This is a genomic window from Bradyrhizobium altum, from assembly GCF_020889705.1.
Classification (GTDB): domain Bacteria; phylum Pseudomonadota; class Alphaproteobacteria; order Rhizobiales; family Xanthobacteraceae; genus Bradyrhizobium; species Bradyrhizobium altum.
Genome location: NZ_JACMYP010000201.1, coordinates 1 through 16141, shown reverse-complemented (window position 1 = coordinate 16141; position 16141 = coordinate 1). Strand labels below are relative to the sequence as shown.

The following is a 16141-nucleotide window of genomic DNA, read 5'->3' as shown; positions in this document are numbered from 1 at the left end:
CCTTTGGCAGTCTCAGCGCCGGCGAGAACCTGTTCACCAATATCGACGACCGCATCGTCACCATGGAGCCGGGTGCGGTGGCGATCGCCGGTCAATCCGGCGCCATCGTGATGGCGATCCGCCAGGCGCTGGAGGATCGCGGCGTCGGCGTCGGCTACATGGTCACGACCGGCAACGAATCCGGCCTCGAGACCCCGGACCTGATGAGCTATTTCGCCGCCGATCCTAGCATCCGCGTCATCGTGGTCTATCTCGAAGGCGTCAGGAACACAAAGGTGTTCCGCGAAGCCTGCAAGGCCGCGCGCGCCGCGGGCAAGCCGGTGATCGCGCTCAAGCTCGGCTCCTCCGAAGGCGGTCGCGCCGCCGCGATGGCGCATACCGGCGCGCTCGCCGGCTCGATCGAGACGTTCGATGCGATCTCGACCCGCGAAGGCGTGATCCGCGTGCGCGGGCTGGATGAATTGATCGAGACCACCGAGTGCTTCGTCCATGCCGATCCGCCGAAGGGCAACCGCCTTGCGGCGGTGTCGCTGTCGGGCGGCAAGCGCGGGCTGCTGATCGACGCGTTCTATTCCGCCGGCCTGAATTTCGCAGCCCTGAGCCCGAACGCGTCGGAGCAGCTGGCAAAGATGCTCGGGCCCGGCAGCATCGTCGGCAATCCGCTCGATGCCGGCTTCGCCGCGGTGGTCGATCCCTCCGTCTACATGAAGTCGATCGAGATCATGATCGACGATCCCGACACCGACATCGTCATCATCGATGCAGAGCTGCCGAAGGCACCGCATGAGCTGCGCGAGCGCAATCTGCGCATCGTCAACGAGATGGCGGGCCAGGCCAACAAGCCGGTGATCTATATCAGCGCGATGTCGATCGGCTTCACCGAATTCACCAAGGGACTGCGCAAGTCGCTGCCCGATATCGCCGTCATGCAGGGACTCGACCGCGCGGTCGGCGCGATCAAATCGCTGATCGAGTACGCAGGTCTGCGCAAGGAAGTGCCCGACATCGTGTCGAGCTCGAAGACAGCCGCGCGCGCGGTGCTGGAGAAGACGCTGAAGGCGGCCAACGGCGCCGCCGCGCTCGACGAGGTTGCCTCGAAGCAGCTGCTCAAGGCCTATGGCATCCCGATCTCCAAGGAAGACGTCGCGCAGACCGCGGCGGAGGCCGTAAAGATCGCCAAGGCAATCGGCTTCCCGGTGGTCGCGAAAGTTGTCAGCCCCGATATCCTGCACAAGTCCGACATCGGCGGCGTCGTGCTGAACCTCGGCAATGCGGCGGAGGTGAAGAAGGCGTTCAACGATATCACCGCGCGGGTGAAGAAGCTGAAGGGCAAGCCGAAGCTCGAAGGCATCCTGATTGCGCAACAGGTCAAGGCCGACCTCGAGCTCGTGGTCGGCGCCTCGCTCGATGCCGAGATGGGCCCCGTGGTGCTGTTCGGCACCGGCGGCGTCGATATCGAGCTGCTGAAGGACGTCGCCCTTGCCGGCGCGCCGCTCGATGCCGCCGAGGCGAAAGAGCTGATCGCCAAGACCAAGGCCGGGGTCAAGCTGAAGGGCTATCGCGGCAAGCCCGCGCTGCACGAGCCGTCGGCGGTGAAGGCGCTGGTTGGGCTCTCCAACCTGATGGCCGACGCCAATGGCCGCATCGCCTCGATCGACGTCAATCCGTTCCTGATCAACAGCAAGCTCGGCGTCGCCGTCGATGGCCTGATCGTGCTGAACAACGCCGCCGCGAACAAGGCGGCGGGGCATTAGGTTCATCGCGAATTCATCACCGTCATCCTGAGGTGCGAGCGGAGCGAGCCTCGAAGGATGCACGGCCCGGCTGGTGGCCGCGCATCCTTCGAGGCTCGCCGAAGAGGCTCGCACCTCAGGATGACGGGGAGAAAGCGTGCTGCCGGTTTAAAGGGGCCGTGGTCTAAAAGCTCGCGCCCCACTGCCGCGCGGTCTGCATCACCCAGTCGCGATAGAGCGTGAGCGGCGTCACCCCGGTGATGCCGCCGCAGCCGGCGGTGCCGTTCGGGCCGGTGGACCAGCTCACCACGCCGACGATGACAGGCCCGCCTGGCTTGTCCTCGAACACAGGCGCACCGGAATCGCCGGTGCAGGCGCCGAGCCCGTCGCGCACGCCCTGCCCGACCGGATCGACGAGACGGATCTGCAGCGTGCCGGGCTTGCCGCTTGCGATCAGGCCGGCGACGCGAGTGCTGCCGCCGCTCTTGCCGTCGCCGCGCACGGTGACACCGACGCCCGCGACGGTGAAGCGGCCGCCGACCTGGATCGGAATGTTGGGCATGCCGAGCACTGCCGGCGCCTTGCCTGCGGCTGGGTCCGCAAGCTGCAGCAGCGCGACATCGGCGGTCGCCACATGATTGGTCATCGCCTGCATCCGAAAGCCGGGATGGATCGCAACCGTCTTGACGTCCTGCAGCTTCGGCTGCCGGTCCGGCCCATAATCGACGATTTTGTAGTCGGCACCGGGCTGCACGCAATGCGCCGCGGTCAGCACCACCTTCGGCGCGATCAGCGCGCCGGTGCAGAAATTGCCACGCGAGCCGACGATGGTGACGACGGCGCGCGCGACACCATCGGTCGACGGCGCGCCACCACCGACGATCGCGAAGGCCGGCGTTACCATCAACAGGGTCAGAAAGGCTGTCGCTCGAATCACGCTCGTCATGGAACCCTGTTGATCTGCATCTGTATTGAGCACATCCGAGGCGCGGCATTGCGTCGCTCACACTCGGTCGAAGAACACGCAATCTTGTACAGATCACCCGGGCCCGCACACGTCAATTATCTAAATATCTAAGCGTCGATCACTACGGCGTTGAAGTCGCCGCGAGATTTCCTGCTGTCCCATGGTTCGCACGCGCTGCGTCTCGCCAGCTTGCCGCGATATCCATCACATCGTATCCTGCGTCGCGCTGCCGGCACGACGGTCGAATGTGAACTGTATCTCTTGATCACGCGCCTACCGGGGCCGTAGTTTCGACCTGATAATAATACAACCTCTGGCAGCATGCCGCATACTTACCTTCATGACTTTCTGGATGCCGGTGCCGTTGACATACAGACGGCTTTCCATCCGCCATTTCGTTGAGTTCGAGGATAATGATGAGGATCGCGGTCGTCACGCCGATCAGGCTGTTCAGCGAGGGGCTTGCCTCGAGTTTCCAGAACCACGCCGAGTTTGCCGTCGAGGCGGCGGTCGCCGATCTTGCCGGCCTGCGTGCGACCCTCGAGACCGGTAGCGTGGGTGTCATTCTGATCGACGTCACACAGGGCATCGATCTCGACGAGGTGCGTGTGATTGCGAGCGAGCATGCGGAGATCGCGCTGGTAGCGCTCGGCCTCAACGAGGACCGGCGCGACGTGGTCCGCTGCGGCCGGGCCGGATTCAGCGGCTACATTTCCCGGAATGCCAGCTTCGACGAGCTGTGCCGCGCACTGTCGGACGTAGCGTCGGGGCGGCTTGCCTGCAGCGCCGAGATTTCCGGCGGCTTGCTGCGCGCGCTGTTTTGCATGGAGCGTCAGGCGGATACGATCGATACCGACCAGGGACTGACGCGCCGCGAAGGCGAGGTTCTCAAGCTCATCGGGCAGGGCATGTCGAACAAGGAGATCGCACGCGATCTCAATCTCAGTCTTGCAACCGTCAAGCATCACGTCCATCACGTGCTGCAAAAGCTCGGCCTGCCGCGCCGGGCGCAGGCGATGCGGCGGGTCCGCGAAGCGCCGTGGCTCGCATCATCTGCGCCGGCTCTCGATCGCCGCCGCGAGCTCGACTGACACCAGCGACCTGAATTCCGTATTCGACTGACCGCAGCGCATGCACGCATTGGTGCGCAGATGCGGCGCGGCTTTGCGCGCATTCGCACCCCATCACGCCGTGAGATCGATCCCGACTAAACCCTTTGATCGATCCTTCGAGGCGCAGGATCCATCTCATGGATCGCTCGATCCGTATCATCGGCCCGATCCTTTCTGATCCACCGCGGCGAATAGGCCTTTCGCGGCACACCTGCCACAACAGCACCAACGCAGCGACATGCCGCTCTTTTCGTTCGCTGCGCGGTTGCAGATTGCCGTGGAAGACGGATCGGCTGCACGAATTCGCAGCAGATCGGCCAGGATCGATTTCATGAATCCAGTTGCCGACATCGCTGGTCTGGCTGCCTTGTGGCAGAGAACGTCGGGTGGCGACCCCGCGGTGAAGATCGCGATCATCGACGGCCCCGTCGATCTCAATCATCCCTCGCTCAGGCAGGCCCGTGTCGCCATGGGCGGCGAGTTCGTCGCGCCGTCTTCATCGATCATCCAGTCCGAGCACGGCACGCATGTCGCGAGCGTGCTGATGGGGACACCCGGCAGCCCGGTGCTCGGCGTCGCGCCGAGCTGCAGCGCAACCGTGTTCTCGATCTATCGCGAGAATGCCGCCGGACAGATCGAGCCGTCCTCGCAAAGCACATTGGCGCTTGCGATCAACCAGGCGCTGGCGGTGGGCGCCGACATCATCAACATCAGCAGCGGTCAGCAATCCGCAACGGGACAGGCCGATCGCATTCTGGTCGACGCGGTGCGCGCCTGCGAACGCGCGGGCAAGCTGATCGTCGCCGCCGCCGGCAATGATGGCTGCCGCTGCGTCCAGGTGCCGGGCAGTCTCGCCTCGGTGCTTGCGGTCGGCGCGTGCGATCTGGCCGGCAACCCGCTGCCGTTCAGCAATTTCGGCGACGCCTATCTCGAGAACGGCATCCTGGCGCCGGGCGAGAACATCGCCGGCGCTTCGCCGGTCCGCAACGTCAGCCTGCGTTCCGGAACGAGCTACGCGGCGCCGATCGTGACCGGCGTCGTCGCGCTGCTGCTCTCACGCCTGCGCCAGAACGGACGCAAGGCCGATCCGCAAGCCGTCCGTGCCGCGCTGCTCGAAAGCGCGGCGCCGTGCCGCAGCGACGGCAGCGCCTCGCGCTGTCTCGCCGGACGGCTCGATATTCCCGCGGCTGTCGCCGCCCTGCTTGGCGAGCAGGCGGACGCCGTCATGCCGTCGGGTGCCACGGCCGCGCCTCCCCGCTTCTGGGGAGTGTCCGCGCGCCCTTTCGTCCAACCGTCATCCGCCGCTCAGCCAACTGCAACCAGAGAGGGTTCCATGGGAGATCTATCAGCAATGTCTGCACCATCGGCTCCGCGCATATTCGGGCCTGACGGCTCGGTCCTGCGAAGCAACGCCGGGATCATGCCAAGCGAGGCGCAGCCCGCCGCGCCGGCGGCACCTGCGGCCATGGCCGTCCCCGTTGATCACGGCGTCGTCGCCGCGCCGATCGCCGCACCCGCGCCTTATCCGTATCACGCCCCCCATGCGGGCGGCGACATGGTCTGGATGCCGGCACCGGCACCCCAGATGGTGATGCCGCCGATGATGATGCCGCAGATGGCGATGCCAACGGCCGGCATGATGCCGCAAACCTGGCTGCAGCCGCAGCAACTGCACGCGCTGATGCCGAGCAATGCGCTTCCCGTCGCAATGCCCCAGGCGCTGCCGATGTACGAAGCGCCCGCGGTTCGAACCAGCGAGAAGAACTGCGGCTGTGGCGGCGGCATGCGTCCGCAGGGCGCGACGCCCGAGTCCACCGGACAGCTCGCCTTCCCGATCGGCCGGCTGTTCTACGATTTCGGCAAGGAAGCCCGCCTCGACTACTTCGTGCAGGCGATCGCCAACTGGCGCGACAGCCTGATCGGCCGCGGCGATCCGGCCTTCGGGCCCGAGCGCGACCACTCCGGCGATACCTCGGCGCCGTACAATCCGGCGATCATGGCGCGCTATCTGCTGAACCAGGCCGAAGGCGAGACCGCGACGCCGGCCGGCGCCGGCAACAACTTCCCGGACGCCGACGCCATCACCTGGACGATGACGATCGATTCGATCCCGATCTATGCGATCAAGCCGCTCGACGTGTTCGGTCTCGGATTCTTCGCCGCGCTGATCCTGGCGCTGTGGCATCAGGAGGTTTCGCACGACGATCCCGCGACGACCCGCACCGTGGTGCTGGCGAATGCGGCTGCCGCCGACGCTGACGCACGACCGATCACGCCCCCCGCATTCCCGCCGCGCGGCGGCGTCGCGCGGGTCTCGATGGCCGGCTGGGTCGACAGCACCAACACGACCAAACTGCTCAACGGCACGGTCGTTCCGACGCTGGTGACCGATTGGCGCGGCTTCTACCAGTGGGATCTCTACACGCTGTTCGGGCCCGACCCCACCACCTGGCCGGACGGCGCCGAGGGCTTCCTCGAGCGGATCTACAACGAATTCCGCAATGTCGGTCTTTCGCCGCAGGATCGCGCGCTGAACTACTCGGCGATGAATGCCTACAATACGCGGAAGATCTTCACCGACGTCGCCAAGAAGGGCTTGCGGCTCGACACCGTCGAGGTCGACCAGAGTCTCATCTGCCGTCCGGAATCGATTTGCCACGACGTGACCTACCGCTTCTTCAACCCGACGCAGGTCCTGACCCAGGCGCGCGAAGTCTATCAGTACACGATCGACGTGAGCGACGTGGTGCCGGTGGCGGTCGGGCCGCTGCGGCAGTGGCAGGTCTATTGACGCGATTGCTCCTCTGCGTCCGGAGGAGATCAGAACGTGGCGCGAATTAGCGTCACGTGGTCCAGGGGATCGACGCGATGAGCGATCCCCTGGGCGACGTCCAGCGACGGCTGCCCCGGTCGGTGCCCACCTCCCGTAGTTGCCGTCAATTCAAACCGAAAGAAGGAGCTGAACATGTACGCAAGGAACGACTTTGAGACCTTCGGCAGCGCGCGTAGCCCGATCCAGTGTGAGGGCATCGAGCGCGGTCCGAAGCGGATTGCCGAAGTGGCGACCAACGGGTCGGTCAACCCGCAGGGTTGGCAGGACATCCTCGGTACGGCCGTGCAGGCGCTGCCGGGCGTCCTCGGTGCCTTCGGCATCTGATCGCCAAACTCGGGGCCCGGCGCTGTCGGGCCCCACCCCTGCCCTCGAGGAGGCCGACATGATGCAGAAATCCACCGCCAGGAGCCCACAGCAACAACAGCAGAACGGTCGCCGGATCGAGCCGTCCGGAAAGATCGTCGTGTCGTCAGTCGTGAGCCACGCCTCGCTGCTCGCCGCGATCAGCGACCGCAACCCGATCATCGCCAAACGCACCACATCCGACGAAGACAAATCCTGACGTCGTCGTCATCACCGAACCTATGGAGCCGATGCCATGGCAAAACCGCCCCGCAAATCCGGATCCGACAGCGCCGCCTCTCCGCCGCCGGCGGAATCAGCATCCGCAGCGTCAAGCCTTGCCGACGCGCGGCGCCCGTTGGAGGCGGCCGTTGTCGCCCGTCCGAAGATCGCCACCACGCCCGCCCCGCCGACAACGTCGGCCTACATGGCGCCTCCGCAGGGCCCCGGTGCTCCGCAGCAGATGCGCCATGATGGCTCGCCGCGTTCGGAGGAGCGGCTCAACACCGCGATGAAGATCCTGCTCGATCCCACGGCCCGCGCGCTGCCGAGCAAGGTCTATTCCGGACAGGCACGAAACTGGACCCGCAGACCGTAACCAGGTCCACGCACTGAGCGGCGCTTCGATCCACTACCCGGACATGCAACGGCCCGCCCGATCCGGCGGCGCGGCCGTTGCCGCTCGTCGGAGAGAGACATGAACCAGAACGGCAATCCCCCGCGCATCAATCTGCGCCGCGCCGCCGGCACATTTGTGGGCCTCGGGACCCTCCTGTTTCTTGCGGCCGGCACCATGCGATGGGCCGGCGCCTGGATGTTCCTGCTCGAGATCACGATCGGCGGACTGATCACCGAGGCATGGCTCGCAAGACATGATCCGGGGCTGCTGGCGGAGCGCCGCACCGCGCGCGGCCAAGCCGGGTGGGATCGCGTCATCACGACGATCATGCCGCTGTTGTGGCTGACATGGCTGCCGCTGATGGCGCTCGACGCGGTGCGTTACCAGACTTCGTTCGTCCCGTTCTGGCTGCAATGCGCCGGCGCGGTGATGATCGCCGCGTCGTTCTACATCGTCTACCGGACCTACCGGGAAAACAGCTACGCCGCCCCGGTCGTGAAGATCCAGCGCGAGCGCGGGCATGCTGCGGTGACCACGGGGCCGTACGCTTATGTGCGGCACCCGATCTATGCCAGCGGCCTGTTGACCTATGTCGGCACGCCGCTGCTGCTCGGATCCTGGTGGGGCCTTGGCATCGTGCCTATCATGGCGGCGCTGCTCGGCCTGAGGTCCATGATGGAGGAGCGGATGCTCGCTGCCGAGCTCGACGGCTATGCCGAATATCTCGGGCGCGTGCGCTACCGCCTGGTTCCGATGGTCTGGTGAGCCCGTTCCGTATGGCGGAGTTTGCCGCAAACTGGCGGCTTGCCTGATCGGCGGCAATTCCAATAAAGAAGGCTGAACGCGCGTTTCCCTGTCTTCGGCCAAAACGGCCGGACGACCCGAGGCGAAGCCGCCGCTTTGCAACGGGCAGGACATCGATGATCGAGGCAGTGATCTGGGATTTCGGCGGCGTCTTGACCACCTCGCCGTTCGAGGCCTTCGCGCGCTACGAGACCGAGCGCGGCCTGCCGGGCGACATCATCCGCCGCACCAACGCCGCCAACCATCTTGAGAACGCCTGGGCCAAGTTCGAACGCGCCGAGATCGGTATCGACGCGTTCGACGCGCTGTTCGCCACGGAATCGAAGGCGCTCGGCGCCGAGGTGCGCGGCAAGGACGTGCTGCCGCTGCTCTCCGGCGACCTGCGCCCCGAAATGGTCGAGGCGCTGAAGCGCATCAAGGCGAAATTCAAGACCGGCTGCATCACCAACAATCTGCCGTCGAACGCAATCGGCAGCCACAGCGGACGCACGCTCTATGTTGCAGAGGTGATGTCGCTGTTCGACCACGTCATCGAGTCCGCGAAGATCGGCCTGCGCAAGCCCGATCCGCGCATCTACCAGATGATGGTGGAGACGCTGCAGGTGAACCCGAAGAACTGCGTCTATCTCGACGATCTCGGCGTCAACCTGAAGCCGGCGCGCGAGATGGGCATGACCACGATCAAGGTCGCGAACGCCGCGCAGGCGATCTCCGAGCTCGAAGCGGCGACCGGGCTCACGCTGAGGTGAAGCGGCCTGGCGGCATATTCACTCCGCATTCAGGCGGCGGTCGCTAATTCTCAGCCTCCCCTTGGGTCACGGTGCGACCATGAAATCGCATCGTGATCCCACTCCTGGTCTGAGCATGACGTTCCGGAAAGCCGACGTTCACTTCTCCGGATCATGCCCGCGGAGGCACATCCCATGAAACATCTCGTCGTCGCCCTGGTCTCGGCTGGTTCGCTGCTGGTCTCGGTCGCAGCGTTCGCGCAATCGACTTCAACCCCCGCACCGGCAGCAGCGCCGGCGGCGGCTCCCGCGCAAGAGAACACGTCAGCGGCAGCGCCCGTCCCCGGTGCCAAGCGCGCGGCCTGCCAGAGCGCGGCGAAGGCGCTGAAGGGACAGGACCGGCATGACCAGATGCAGCTCTGCATGGCGCAGGCGCATCTCGACTGCCTGAAGCAGGCGATCGACCAGAAGATCGTCGGCCCACAGCGCAAGGATTTCGTGAAGAGCTGCGCGGGCTAGAGGCTGCCGCTCCTCCCGTATTGCGCTCGGCGGAAATACCCCGGAACCATGCGCTAACCCCAGCCTTTAATCCCATGCCTTTGCGGGCCAAACGAGCCTTGTGCTTTGCCGGCAACGGGAGCAGAACAGGTCCGAGTTCAAGGCAAATTCGGAGCTGATCCTCGTGGCTGACACCAGGCCCACCGCCTCGATCGAGGCCGTGGAAAGCGGCCTCGCCGCGCAAGGCTATATTGCGAGCCGGCAGATCGCGACCGCGGTCTATCTGTCGCAGCAGATCGAGAAGCCGATCCTGGTCGAGGGCCCTGCCGGCGTCGGCAAGACCGAGCTTGCGAAGGCGATCGCCGCCTGGCGCGGCCTGAAGATGATCCGCCTGCAGTGCTATGAAGGCCTCGACGAAGCCAAGGCGCTGTATGAGTGGAAATATGCCAAGCAGCTGCTTTACACCCAGATCCTGAAGGACAAGCTCGGCGAGGTGCTCGGCGGCGCGCAGACGCTGGCCGCCGCACTCGACCAGCTCCACACCTTCGGCGACGTGTTCTTCTCCAAGGAATTCGTCGAGCCGCGGCCACTGCTGCAGGCGCTGGAGCAGCCGGCCGGCTGCGTGCTCCTGATCGACGAGATCGACAAGTCGGATGCCGAATTCGAATCGCTTCTGCTGGAAATCCTCTCGGACTTCCAGGTCACGATCCCCGAGCTCGGCACAGTCTCCGCGGTGGCGCCGCCGACCGTGATCCTGACCTCCAACAGCGAACGCGATCTCGGCGATGCCTTGAAGCGGCGCTGCCTGCATCTGCATATCGGCTTCCCCGAGCAGAAGCTGGAAGAGCGCATCGTCGAGAGCCGGGTGCCCGGCATCTCGCAGACGCTGCGCAAGCAGATGGTCGGCTTCATCCACGAGATCCGCTCGCTCGACTTGAAGAAGCTGCCCTCGGTCAGCGAGGCGATCGACTGGGCGCGCGTGCTGGTGCTGCTACAGGCGAGCGAGCTCGACACCGAGATCGTCAAGGACACGCTCAACGTGCTCCTGAAATACGAGGCCGACATCGAGGCCGCGACGCCGCAGATTTCGTCCTTCATCGCCAAGGCGTCGCGCCAAGGCGTATTCAGCTAAATCAACATGCGCGAAAACCTGCATCGCTTCTTTCGTGCGGCGCGGGGAGCCGGGGTCCGGGTCTCGCCCGCCGAAAGCATCGATGCGATGCGGGCGGTCGCCCAGGTCGGCTTTGCCGACCGCGACATCCTGCGCGACACGTTCCTGCTGACGCTTGCCAAGACCCAGGACGAGAAGCGCTCGCTCGGCGAATGCTTTGACCTGTTCTTCAGCCAGCCCGAGCCGCAGCAAGAGAACGCCGAGCAGAGCAAGACCGACGACAACAGCGAATCCGGCGCCAACCCGTCGGCCGATGAGCATGGCGACGCGGCGGGCGGCGCCGCCAGCGAGAATGTCGGGCCGCTGGCGCAGATGCTGCTGTCGCAGGATCGCGCCGCGATATCGACGGCGATCGCCAACGCTTCCGGTGCCGCCTCGCTGCCCGACATCCGCTACTTCACCCAGCGCGGCATCTTCCAGACCCGCATCCTCGATGCGATGGGCATCCAGCGGCTGCGCGACGACATCGACGAACAGACCACGCGCAATCCGGCGCTCGCCGAGCGGCTGCAGGAGGCGCTCAACGGCCTGCGCGGCACCGTCCGCGACACGGTCTCGCAAGCCCTGCTGCTCTACGGGCGCGAAGAGACCGAAAACCTGCGCAACGAGATCCTGCGCAACGCGCCGCTAGCGCGGATCGAGCCGCGTCAGGTCGAGCAGATGCGCACGCTGATCCGCCAGATCGCGCGCCGGCTGCGCGAGCGCTATTCCAAGCCGCGCAAGCGCCAGCGCCGCGGCCATCTCGACGTACGCCGTACGCTGCGCCGAAACGCGGCCTGGGGCGGCGTGCCCTTCCTCACCGCGTGGAAGCGCAAGCATCGCGACCGGCCGAAGATCGTCGCGCTGTGCGACGTCTCGGGTTCGGTTGCCCGCGTGTCGGACTTCTTCCTGCTCCTGATCCACAGCCTGCACGAGGTGGTCGACGACGTCCGCTCGTTCGCCTTTTCGGGCCATTTGATCGAGGTCAGCGACATCCTGGAATCGAAATCGCCGGAAGAGGCGATGAAGGAGATCATGTCCAAGGTCGGCTTCGGCTCGTCCGACTACGGCAATTCGTTCGCCGATTTCGAGCACAATTGGATGAGCGCGATCACGCCGCAGACCACGGTGATCGTGCTCGGCGACGCCCGCAGCAACAATCTCGATCCGCGCGCCGACATCCTGCGTCGCATCGGCGAGCGCTCCAAGCGCCTGGTGTGGCTCAACCCCGAAGGCCGCATGGTCTGGGGCTTCGGCGATTCCGAGATGCCGCGCTACGCGACCTTCTGCACTGTGGTCCGCCAGTGCGCGACCGCCCGGCAGCTCGAGCGCGCCGTCTCCGACATCGTGGCGACGTATCAGTAGGCGACCGGCGGCCTAAAGCATAATCCGGAAAGTGCCTATCGCGCTTTAGAGGCGCAACGAGTCGTTGTGAAATAGCCATCCGACGAACGCGACCAGCGTCAGCGCGATCGAGGCAAAGATGCTGACGAGCTTGATCGTCGTGATCGCCTTCAGCATCGAGACGGAGCGTGCCGCCGCGAGCGGGTCGCCGTGCAGCAACAGCCAGGCCAGCAAGCAATCCTCGATCAGGTCGCTCAGCAGATACACCGCCGGCACGAACAAGCCTAGCCACGATGCAGTCGGATGGATCTGGTTGAGCCAGTATGATGACGCCGCGCCCATCGCACCCGCCAGCGCCAGCATGACGATGAGATCGAGCGGGAACAGGATCGGGAAGACATACTTCATCCGCAGATCGGACTGCACCAATTCGCCGAGCTGATCGCCGGTGTAGCTCAGCGTCTTCTCTGGAAAGCGGGTCCGGAATCTGTTGGCGAAAACGCTATTAGAATAGCTGCCGACCCACCAGAACAGTCCGAACGCACTCACCACCAATCCCGCGAGGATGACCGTCACGAGAGCTTGGTGGCTCATGCCGATCCGTTCCTGTCGGGGCTGAGGAAGCTGCGGAAGACAGCAGGCAAGATGATCGCGCGCACCTGCGAAATCCCTGAAAGGGAGAAAAATATCAACGCAATATCGCAATGACTGGCGATGAGATTCCCACCTTTTCCAAAGTGTTGCAATTGAATTTTGCCGGTCGCTGCGTAGAGCGAGCACGCGGGCGGGCCGGCCGCAGACTCCGGGGCGACAGTAGGCATTCATGCCGCGTACACAGAACCGTCTTCAATTGAAGATTGAACCTTCCCCTTGTTCTGCCGTACATTGAGGCCGCGAATTTTCACGGCGACCGCAGGGGCAACGGATGCCGAAAGATATTGTGATTTGTTGCGACGGCACCGGCAACGAGATCGGCGCCAACATTTCCAACGTGCTGAAGCTGTTTCGTGTCGCCGACAAGGACGGCCGGCAGCGCATCTATTATCATCCGGGTCTCGGCACGATCGGCTTGCAGAACAGCTGGGGCCGCTTCAAGCAGGAGGTGCGTGGCCTTTTCGGGCTGGCCTTCGGCGCCGGTCTGGACGAGGACACGCTTGGCGCCTACCAGTTTTTGTGCCGGCTCTGGGAGCCCGGCGACCGGGTCTGGATGTTCGGTTTCAGCCGCGGCGCCTATACCGTGCGCACGCTGGCGGCCTTCGTCCATGTGATGGGCCTGTTGCCGGTCGACCAGCTCGATATCGCGGACTATGCGTTCAACACCTACAAGAAAGCCAGCTCCGACTCCCAGAAATCGGACGGCACGTTCGACGATGCCCCGCTGAAGGAAGCCTGGCATTTCAGCCAGATCGCCGGCGGGCGCAACATCGACATCGAGTTCGTCGGAGTCTGGGACACCGTCGCCTCGATCATCGTGCCGCGGCAGGACAACTTCCTGTTCGACATCCAGACGCTGCTGTTCACCCGCACCAATTCCAGTGTCAGGCGATTTCGCCAGGCGATCTCGATCGACGAACGCAGGCGCATGTTCCGCCTCAACCGCTGGATTGAACCGCAGAAATTCCGTTCCGATCCATTCAATCCGGCAACGGAGGTGGAGCAGGACATTCGCCAGGTCTGGTTCGCCGGCGTGCACTCCGACGTCGGCGGCGGCTATCCCGAGGACCAGAGCGGGCCGTCAAAATTTCCGCTGATCTGGATGCTCGAGCAGGCCAGGTCCGGCGGGCTGCACATGGATCAGGCGCTGATCGATCATCTCGCCTGGGGGCTGCCGCTGCCGCCGCACAAGCACGACTACGTGCCGCCGAGCGCGACGGCCCCGCTGCACAATTCGCTGACCGCCGCCTGGGAAATCCTGGAATGGATTCCGAAGAGCGACAAATGGAAGGAATGGCCGGAGCGGAAGTCCTTCCTCGGCTTCTATCTGCCGCGCGGCGAGCCGCGGCCTATGCCGGAAGGGGCGACCATCCATAGCTCGGTGGTTGAGCGCATGGACAAGGACCCGACCTACCGGCCGATCAACCTGCCGAAGACCTACAAGGTCGAGCCAATGACGCCGCCGCCGGCGCCGCCCGCTCCGACGGCCTGACAGCGTCAGAGTTCGCTATCCTGCGGCGCTTTTCTTCACGCGAAGCGGCATCCACTTCGCTCGAAAGCGCTTTGCGCATCGATCGGTATCCTTGATCCGCGTGCGGCTGAGCTCAGCCGACCGTATCGGCGCGCGCGCTGGCCGGCAGCCATTGCCTCAATTGAGTTTATCGCAGGACGGTGTATTAACACGCTTCGTTCCGGAATCGTTCGATCCGGGAACCCGAATCGCCCTCTCAGGGATCATGACCGCCCAACCAGCCCTCGATCATGCATCCGCTTCGCCTCGCGACGCGCGGTCCGTGCTCAGTTCCGTGTTCGGCCTGTCGGGCTTCCGCGGCGCGCAGGAGAAGATCGTCCGCCACGTCACCGATGGCGGCAATTGCCTGGTGCTGATGCCGACCGGCGGCGGCAAGTCGCTGTGCTACCAGCTGCCGTCGCTGCTGCGCGACGGCTGCGGCATCGTGGTATCGCCCTTGATCGCGCTGATGCGTGACCAGGTCGCGGGCCTTTCCGAGGCCGGCGTCAACGCCGCGGTGCTGAACTCGACGCTGTCCTATCAGGAAGCTTCCGAGGTCGAGCGGCGGCTGCTCGCCGGCGATCTCGATTTGCTCTATGTCGCGCCGGAACGGCTGCTCACGCCACGCTGCCTCAATCTGCTCGGCCAGGCGCAGATCGCGCTGTTTGCGATCGACGAGGCGCATTGCGTCTCGCAATGGGGCCATGATTTCCGCCCCGAATATATCGGCCTGTCCGCTCTCGCCGAGCGCTTTCCCAAGGTGCCGCGCATCGCGCTGACGGCGACCGCGGACGCGCTGACGCGAAAGGAGATCGCCGAGCGGCTGTCGCTCAGCGACGCGCCGGAGTTCGTTGCAAGCTTCGACCGCCCCAACATCCGCTACGAGATCGTCGACAAGCAGAACGCCACCACGCAGCTGAAGAACTTCATCAAGGAGCGGCATGCCGGCGACGCCGGCGTGGTCTATTGCCTGTCCCGCGCCAAGGTCGAGGACGTCGCGGCGTCGCTGAGCGAGGCCGGCATTCCCGCGCTACCCTATCACGCCGGGCTCGATGCCAGCGTGCGTGCCCGGCATCAGGATCGCTTCCTCAACGAGGACGGCATCGTGATCGTCGCCACGATTGCGTTCGGCATGGGCATCGACAAGCCCGACGTGCGCTTCGTCGCGCATCTCGATTTGCCGAAGAGCATCGAGGCCTACTACCAGGAGACCGGACGCGCCGGCCGTGACGGCAAGCCGTCGGCGGCGTGGATGGCCTATGGCCTTTCCGACATCGTGCAGCAGCGCCGCATGATCGACGAATCGACCGGCTCCGACGCCTTCAAGCGCGTCTCGATCGGCAAGCTCGACGCGCTGGTTGCGCTCGCCGAGACCGTGCATTGCCGGCGGCAACGCCTGCTCGGCTATTTCGGCGAGACCCGCACGGACGAAAGCTGCGGCAATTGCGACAACTGCCTGACGCCGCCGCGCGTCCGCGACGGCAAGGTGCTCGCACAGAAGCTATTGTCCTGCGTCTATCGCACCGGGCAGCGGTTTGGCGCCATGCACCTGATCGACGTGCTGGTCGGGCGGCTGACCGAACGCGTCAAGCAGTTCAACCACGACCAATTGTCGGTGTTCGGCATCGGCCGCGAGCTCAACGAGAAGCAATGGCGCGCGGTGCTGCGCCAGTTGGTGGCGATGGGCCATCTGCGCGCCGACAGCGACGCCTTCGGCGCGCTGAAGCTGACCGACAGCGCCCGCGGTGTGCTGAAAGGTGAGACCGCGGTGATGCTGCGCGAGCAGCCGGAAGGCGCGCGCAACCGCGCGGTGCGCGGCAAGTCGCGCCGCGGCGAGCTCGCGCCCG

General features: G+C 65.1%; 16 protein-coding genes. 13 read left to right on the top strand and 3 right to left on the bottom strand.

Going from position 1 to position 16141, the window contains the following annotated elements; all coding sequences use genetic code 11:
• Window positions 1-1754, top strand: a 1754-nt coding sequence (locus H8B02_RS34450; protein WP_229170304.1) for an acetate--CoA ligase family protein, incomplete at its 5' end; no start/stop codon positions are given.
• Between the two features lie 163 nt (window positions 1755-1917).
• Here H8B02_RS34450 and H8B02_RS34445 read toward each other — a convergent pair.
• The gene (locus H8B02_RS34445; protein ID WP_229170303.1) at window positions 1918-2679 is read right to left on the bottom strand and encodes a S1 family peptidase; all 762 of its coding nucleotides are present in this window, start codon (window positions 2677-2679) and stop codon (window positions 1918-1920) included.
• A 437-nt stretch (window positions 2680-3116) separates the two neighbouring features.
• Here H8B02_RS34445 and H8B02_RS34440 point away from each other — a divergent pair, with 437 nt between their 5' ends.
• The 10 genes from H8B02_RS34440 to H8B02_RS34395 all read left to right on the top strand — a co-directional run bounded on the left by H8B02_RS34440 (window position 3117) and on the right by H8B02_RS34395 (window position 12151).
• Complete coding sequence (locus H8B02_RS34440) at window positions 3117-3791, top strand: LuxR C-terminal-related transcriptional regulator (protein ID WP_229170302.1); 675 nt, start codon at window positions 3117-3119, stop codon at window positions 3789-3791.
• A gap of 352 nt (window positions 3792-4143) precedes the next feature.
• The gene (locus tag H8B02_RS34435) at window positions 4144-6603 is read left to right on the top strand and encodes a S8 family serine peptidase (protein ID WP_229170301.1); all 2460 of its coding nucleotides are present in this window, start codon (window positions 4144-4146) and stop codon (window positions 6601-6603) included.
• A gap of 174 nt (window positions 6604-6777) precedes the next feature.
• Window positions 6778-6969, top strand: coding sequence for a hypothetical protein (locus H8B02_RS34430; protein ID WP_229170300.1), 192 nt, complete (start codon window positions 6778-6780; stop codon window positions 6967-6969).
• A 58-nt stretch (window positions 6970-7027) separates the two neighbouring features.
• Complete coding sequence (locus tag H8B02_RS34425; protein WP_092126523.1) at window positions 7028-7207, top strand: hypothetical protein; 180 nt, start codon at window positions 7028-7030, stop codon at window positions 7205-7207.
• A 36-nt stretch (window positions 7208-7243) separates the two neighbouring features.
• Window positions 7244-7585, top strand: a complete 342-nt coding sequence (locus H8B02_RS34420; RefSeq protein WP_229170299.1) for a hypothetical protein — start codon at window positions 7244-7246, stop codon at window positions 7583-7585.
• A 99-nt stretch (window positions 7586-7684) separates the two neighbouring features.
• A complete protein-coding gene (locus tag H8B02_RS34415) occupies window positions 7685-8371 on the top strand; it encodes a methyltransferase family protein (RefSeq protein WP_229170298.1) in 687 nt (228 codons plus the stop codon).
• Window positions 8372-8526: 155 nt separating this feature from the next.
• On the top strand, window positions 8527-9159 hold the full coding sequence (locus H8B02_RS34410) for an HAD-IA family hydrolase (RefSeq protein ID WP_229170297.1): 633 nt from the start codon (window positions 8527-8529) through the stop codon (window positions 9157-9159).
• A 174-nt stretch (window positions 9160-9333) separates the two neighbouring features.
• Window positions 9334-9657, top strand: coding sequence for a hypothetical protein (locus H8B02_RS34405; RefSeq protein ID WP_173639424.1), 324 nt, complete (start codon window positions 9334-9336; stop codon window positions 9655-9657).
• Window positions 9658-9820: 163 nt separating this feature from the next.
• Window positions 9821-10768: an AAA family ATPase gene (locus H8B02_RS34400; protein ID WP_173639425.1), complete on the top strand. Its 948-nt coding sequence runs from the start codon at window positions 9821-9823 to the stop codon at window positions 10766-10768.
• Between the two features lie 6 nt (window positions 10769-10774).
• Entirely contained in the window at window positions 10775-12151 is a 1377-nt protein-coding gene (locus H8B02_RS34395) for a vWA domain-containing protein (protein ID WP_229170296.1), read from the top strand.
• A gap of 45 nt (window positions 12152-12196) precedes the next feature.
• Here H8B02_RS34395 and H8B02_RS34390 read toward each other — a convergent pair whose 3' ends face one another.
• Window positions 12197-12724: a hypothetical protein gene (locus H8B02_RS34390; protein WP_229170295.1), complete on the bottom strand. Its 528-nt coding sequence runs from the start codon at window positions 12722-12724 to the stop codon at window positions 12197-12199.
• Window positions 12721-12951: a hypothetical protein gene (locus tag H8B02_RS34385; RefSeq protein ID WP_229170294.1), complete on the bottom strand. Its 231-nt coding sequence runs from the start codon at window positions 12949-12951 to the stop codon at window positions 12721-12723. Before H8B02_RS34385 ends, H8B02_RS34390 begins: the two co-directional genes overlap by 4 nt.
• A 104-nt stretch (window positions 12952-13055) precedes the next feature.
• On the opposite strand from H8B02_RS34385, the gene H8B02_RS34380 reads away from it, so the two are divergent.
• Window positions 13056-14276: a T6SS phospholipase effector Tle1-like catalytic domain-containing protein gene (locus H8B02_RS34380; RefSeq protein ID WP_229170293.1), complete on the top strand. Its 1221-nt coding sequence runs from the start codon at window positions 13056-13058 to the stop codon at window positions 14274-14276.
• Between the two features lie 244 nt (window positions 14277-14520).
• The coding region (gene recQ / locus H8B02_RS34375; RefSeq protein ID WP_229170292.1) for a DNA helicase RecQ at window positions 14521-16141 on the top strand (1621 nt) is incomplete at its 3' end.

Coding starts and splice junctions, on each gene's coding strand:
- H8B02_RS34445 (WP_229170303.1), bottom strand. CDS start 2,679: ATGACGAGCGTGATTCGAGCGACAGCCTTTCTGACCCTGTTGATGGTA.
- H8B02_RS34440 (WP_229170302.1), top strand. CDS start 3,117: ATGAGGATCGCGGTCGTCACGCCGATCAGGCTGTTCAGCGAGGGGCTT.
- H8B02_RS34435 (WP_229170301.1), top strand. CDS start 4,144: ATGAATCCAGTTGCCGACATCGCTGGTCTGGCTGCCTTGTGGCAGAGA.
- H8B02_RS34430 (WP_229170300.1), top strand. CDS start 6,778: ATGTACGCAAGGAACGACTTTGAGACCTTCGGCAGCGCGCGTAGCCCG.
- H8B02_RS34425 (WP_092126523.1), top strand. CDS start 7,028: ATGATGCAGAAATCCACCGCCAGGAGCCCACAGCAACAACAGCAGAAC.
- H8B02_RS34420 (WP_229170299.1), top strand. CDS start 7,244: ATGGCAAAACCGCCCCGCAAATCCGGATCCGACAGCGCCGCCTCTCCG.
- H8B02_RS34415 (WP_229170298.1), top strand. CDS start 7,685: ATGAACCAGAACGGCAATCCCCCGCGCATCAATCTGCGCCGCGCCGCC.
- H8B02_RS34410 (WP_229170297.1), top strand. CDS start 8,527: ATGATCGAGGCAGTGATCTGGGATTTCGGCGGCGTCTTGACCACCTCG.
- H8B02_RS34405 (WP_173639424.1), top strand. CDS start 9,334: ATGAAACATCTCGTCGTCGCCCTGGTCTCGGCTGGTTCGCTGCTGGTC.
- H8B02_RS34395 (WP_229170296.1), top strand. CDS start 10,775: ATGCGCGAAAACCTGCATCGCTTCTTTCGTGCGGCGCGGGGAGCCGGG.
- H8B02_RS34390 (WP_229170295.1), bottom strand. CDS start 12,724: ATGAGCCACCAAGCTCTCGTGACGGTCATCCTCGCGGGATTGGTGGTG.
- H8B02_RS34385 (WP_229170294.1), bottom strand. CDS start 12,951: ATGCCTACTGTCGCCCCGGAGTCTGCGGCCGGCCCGCCCGCGTGCTCG.
- H8B02_RS34380 (WP_229170293.1), top strand. CDS start 13,056: ATGCCGAAAGATATTGTGATTTGTTGCGACGGCACCGGCAACGAGATC.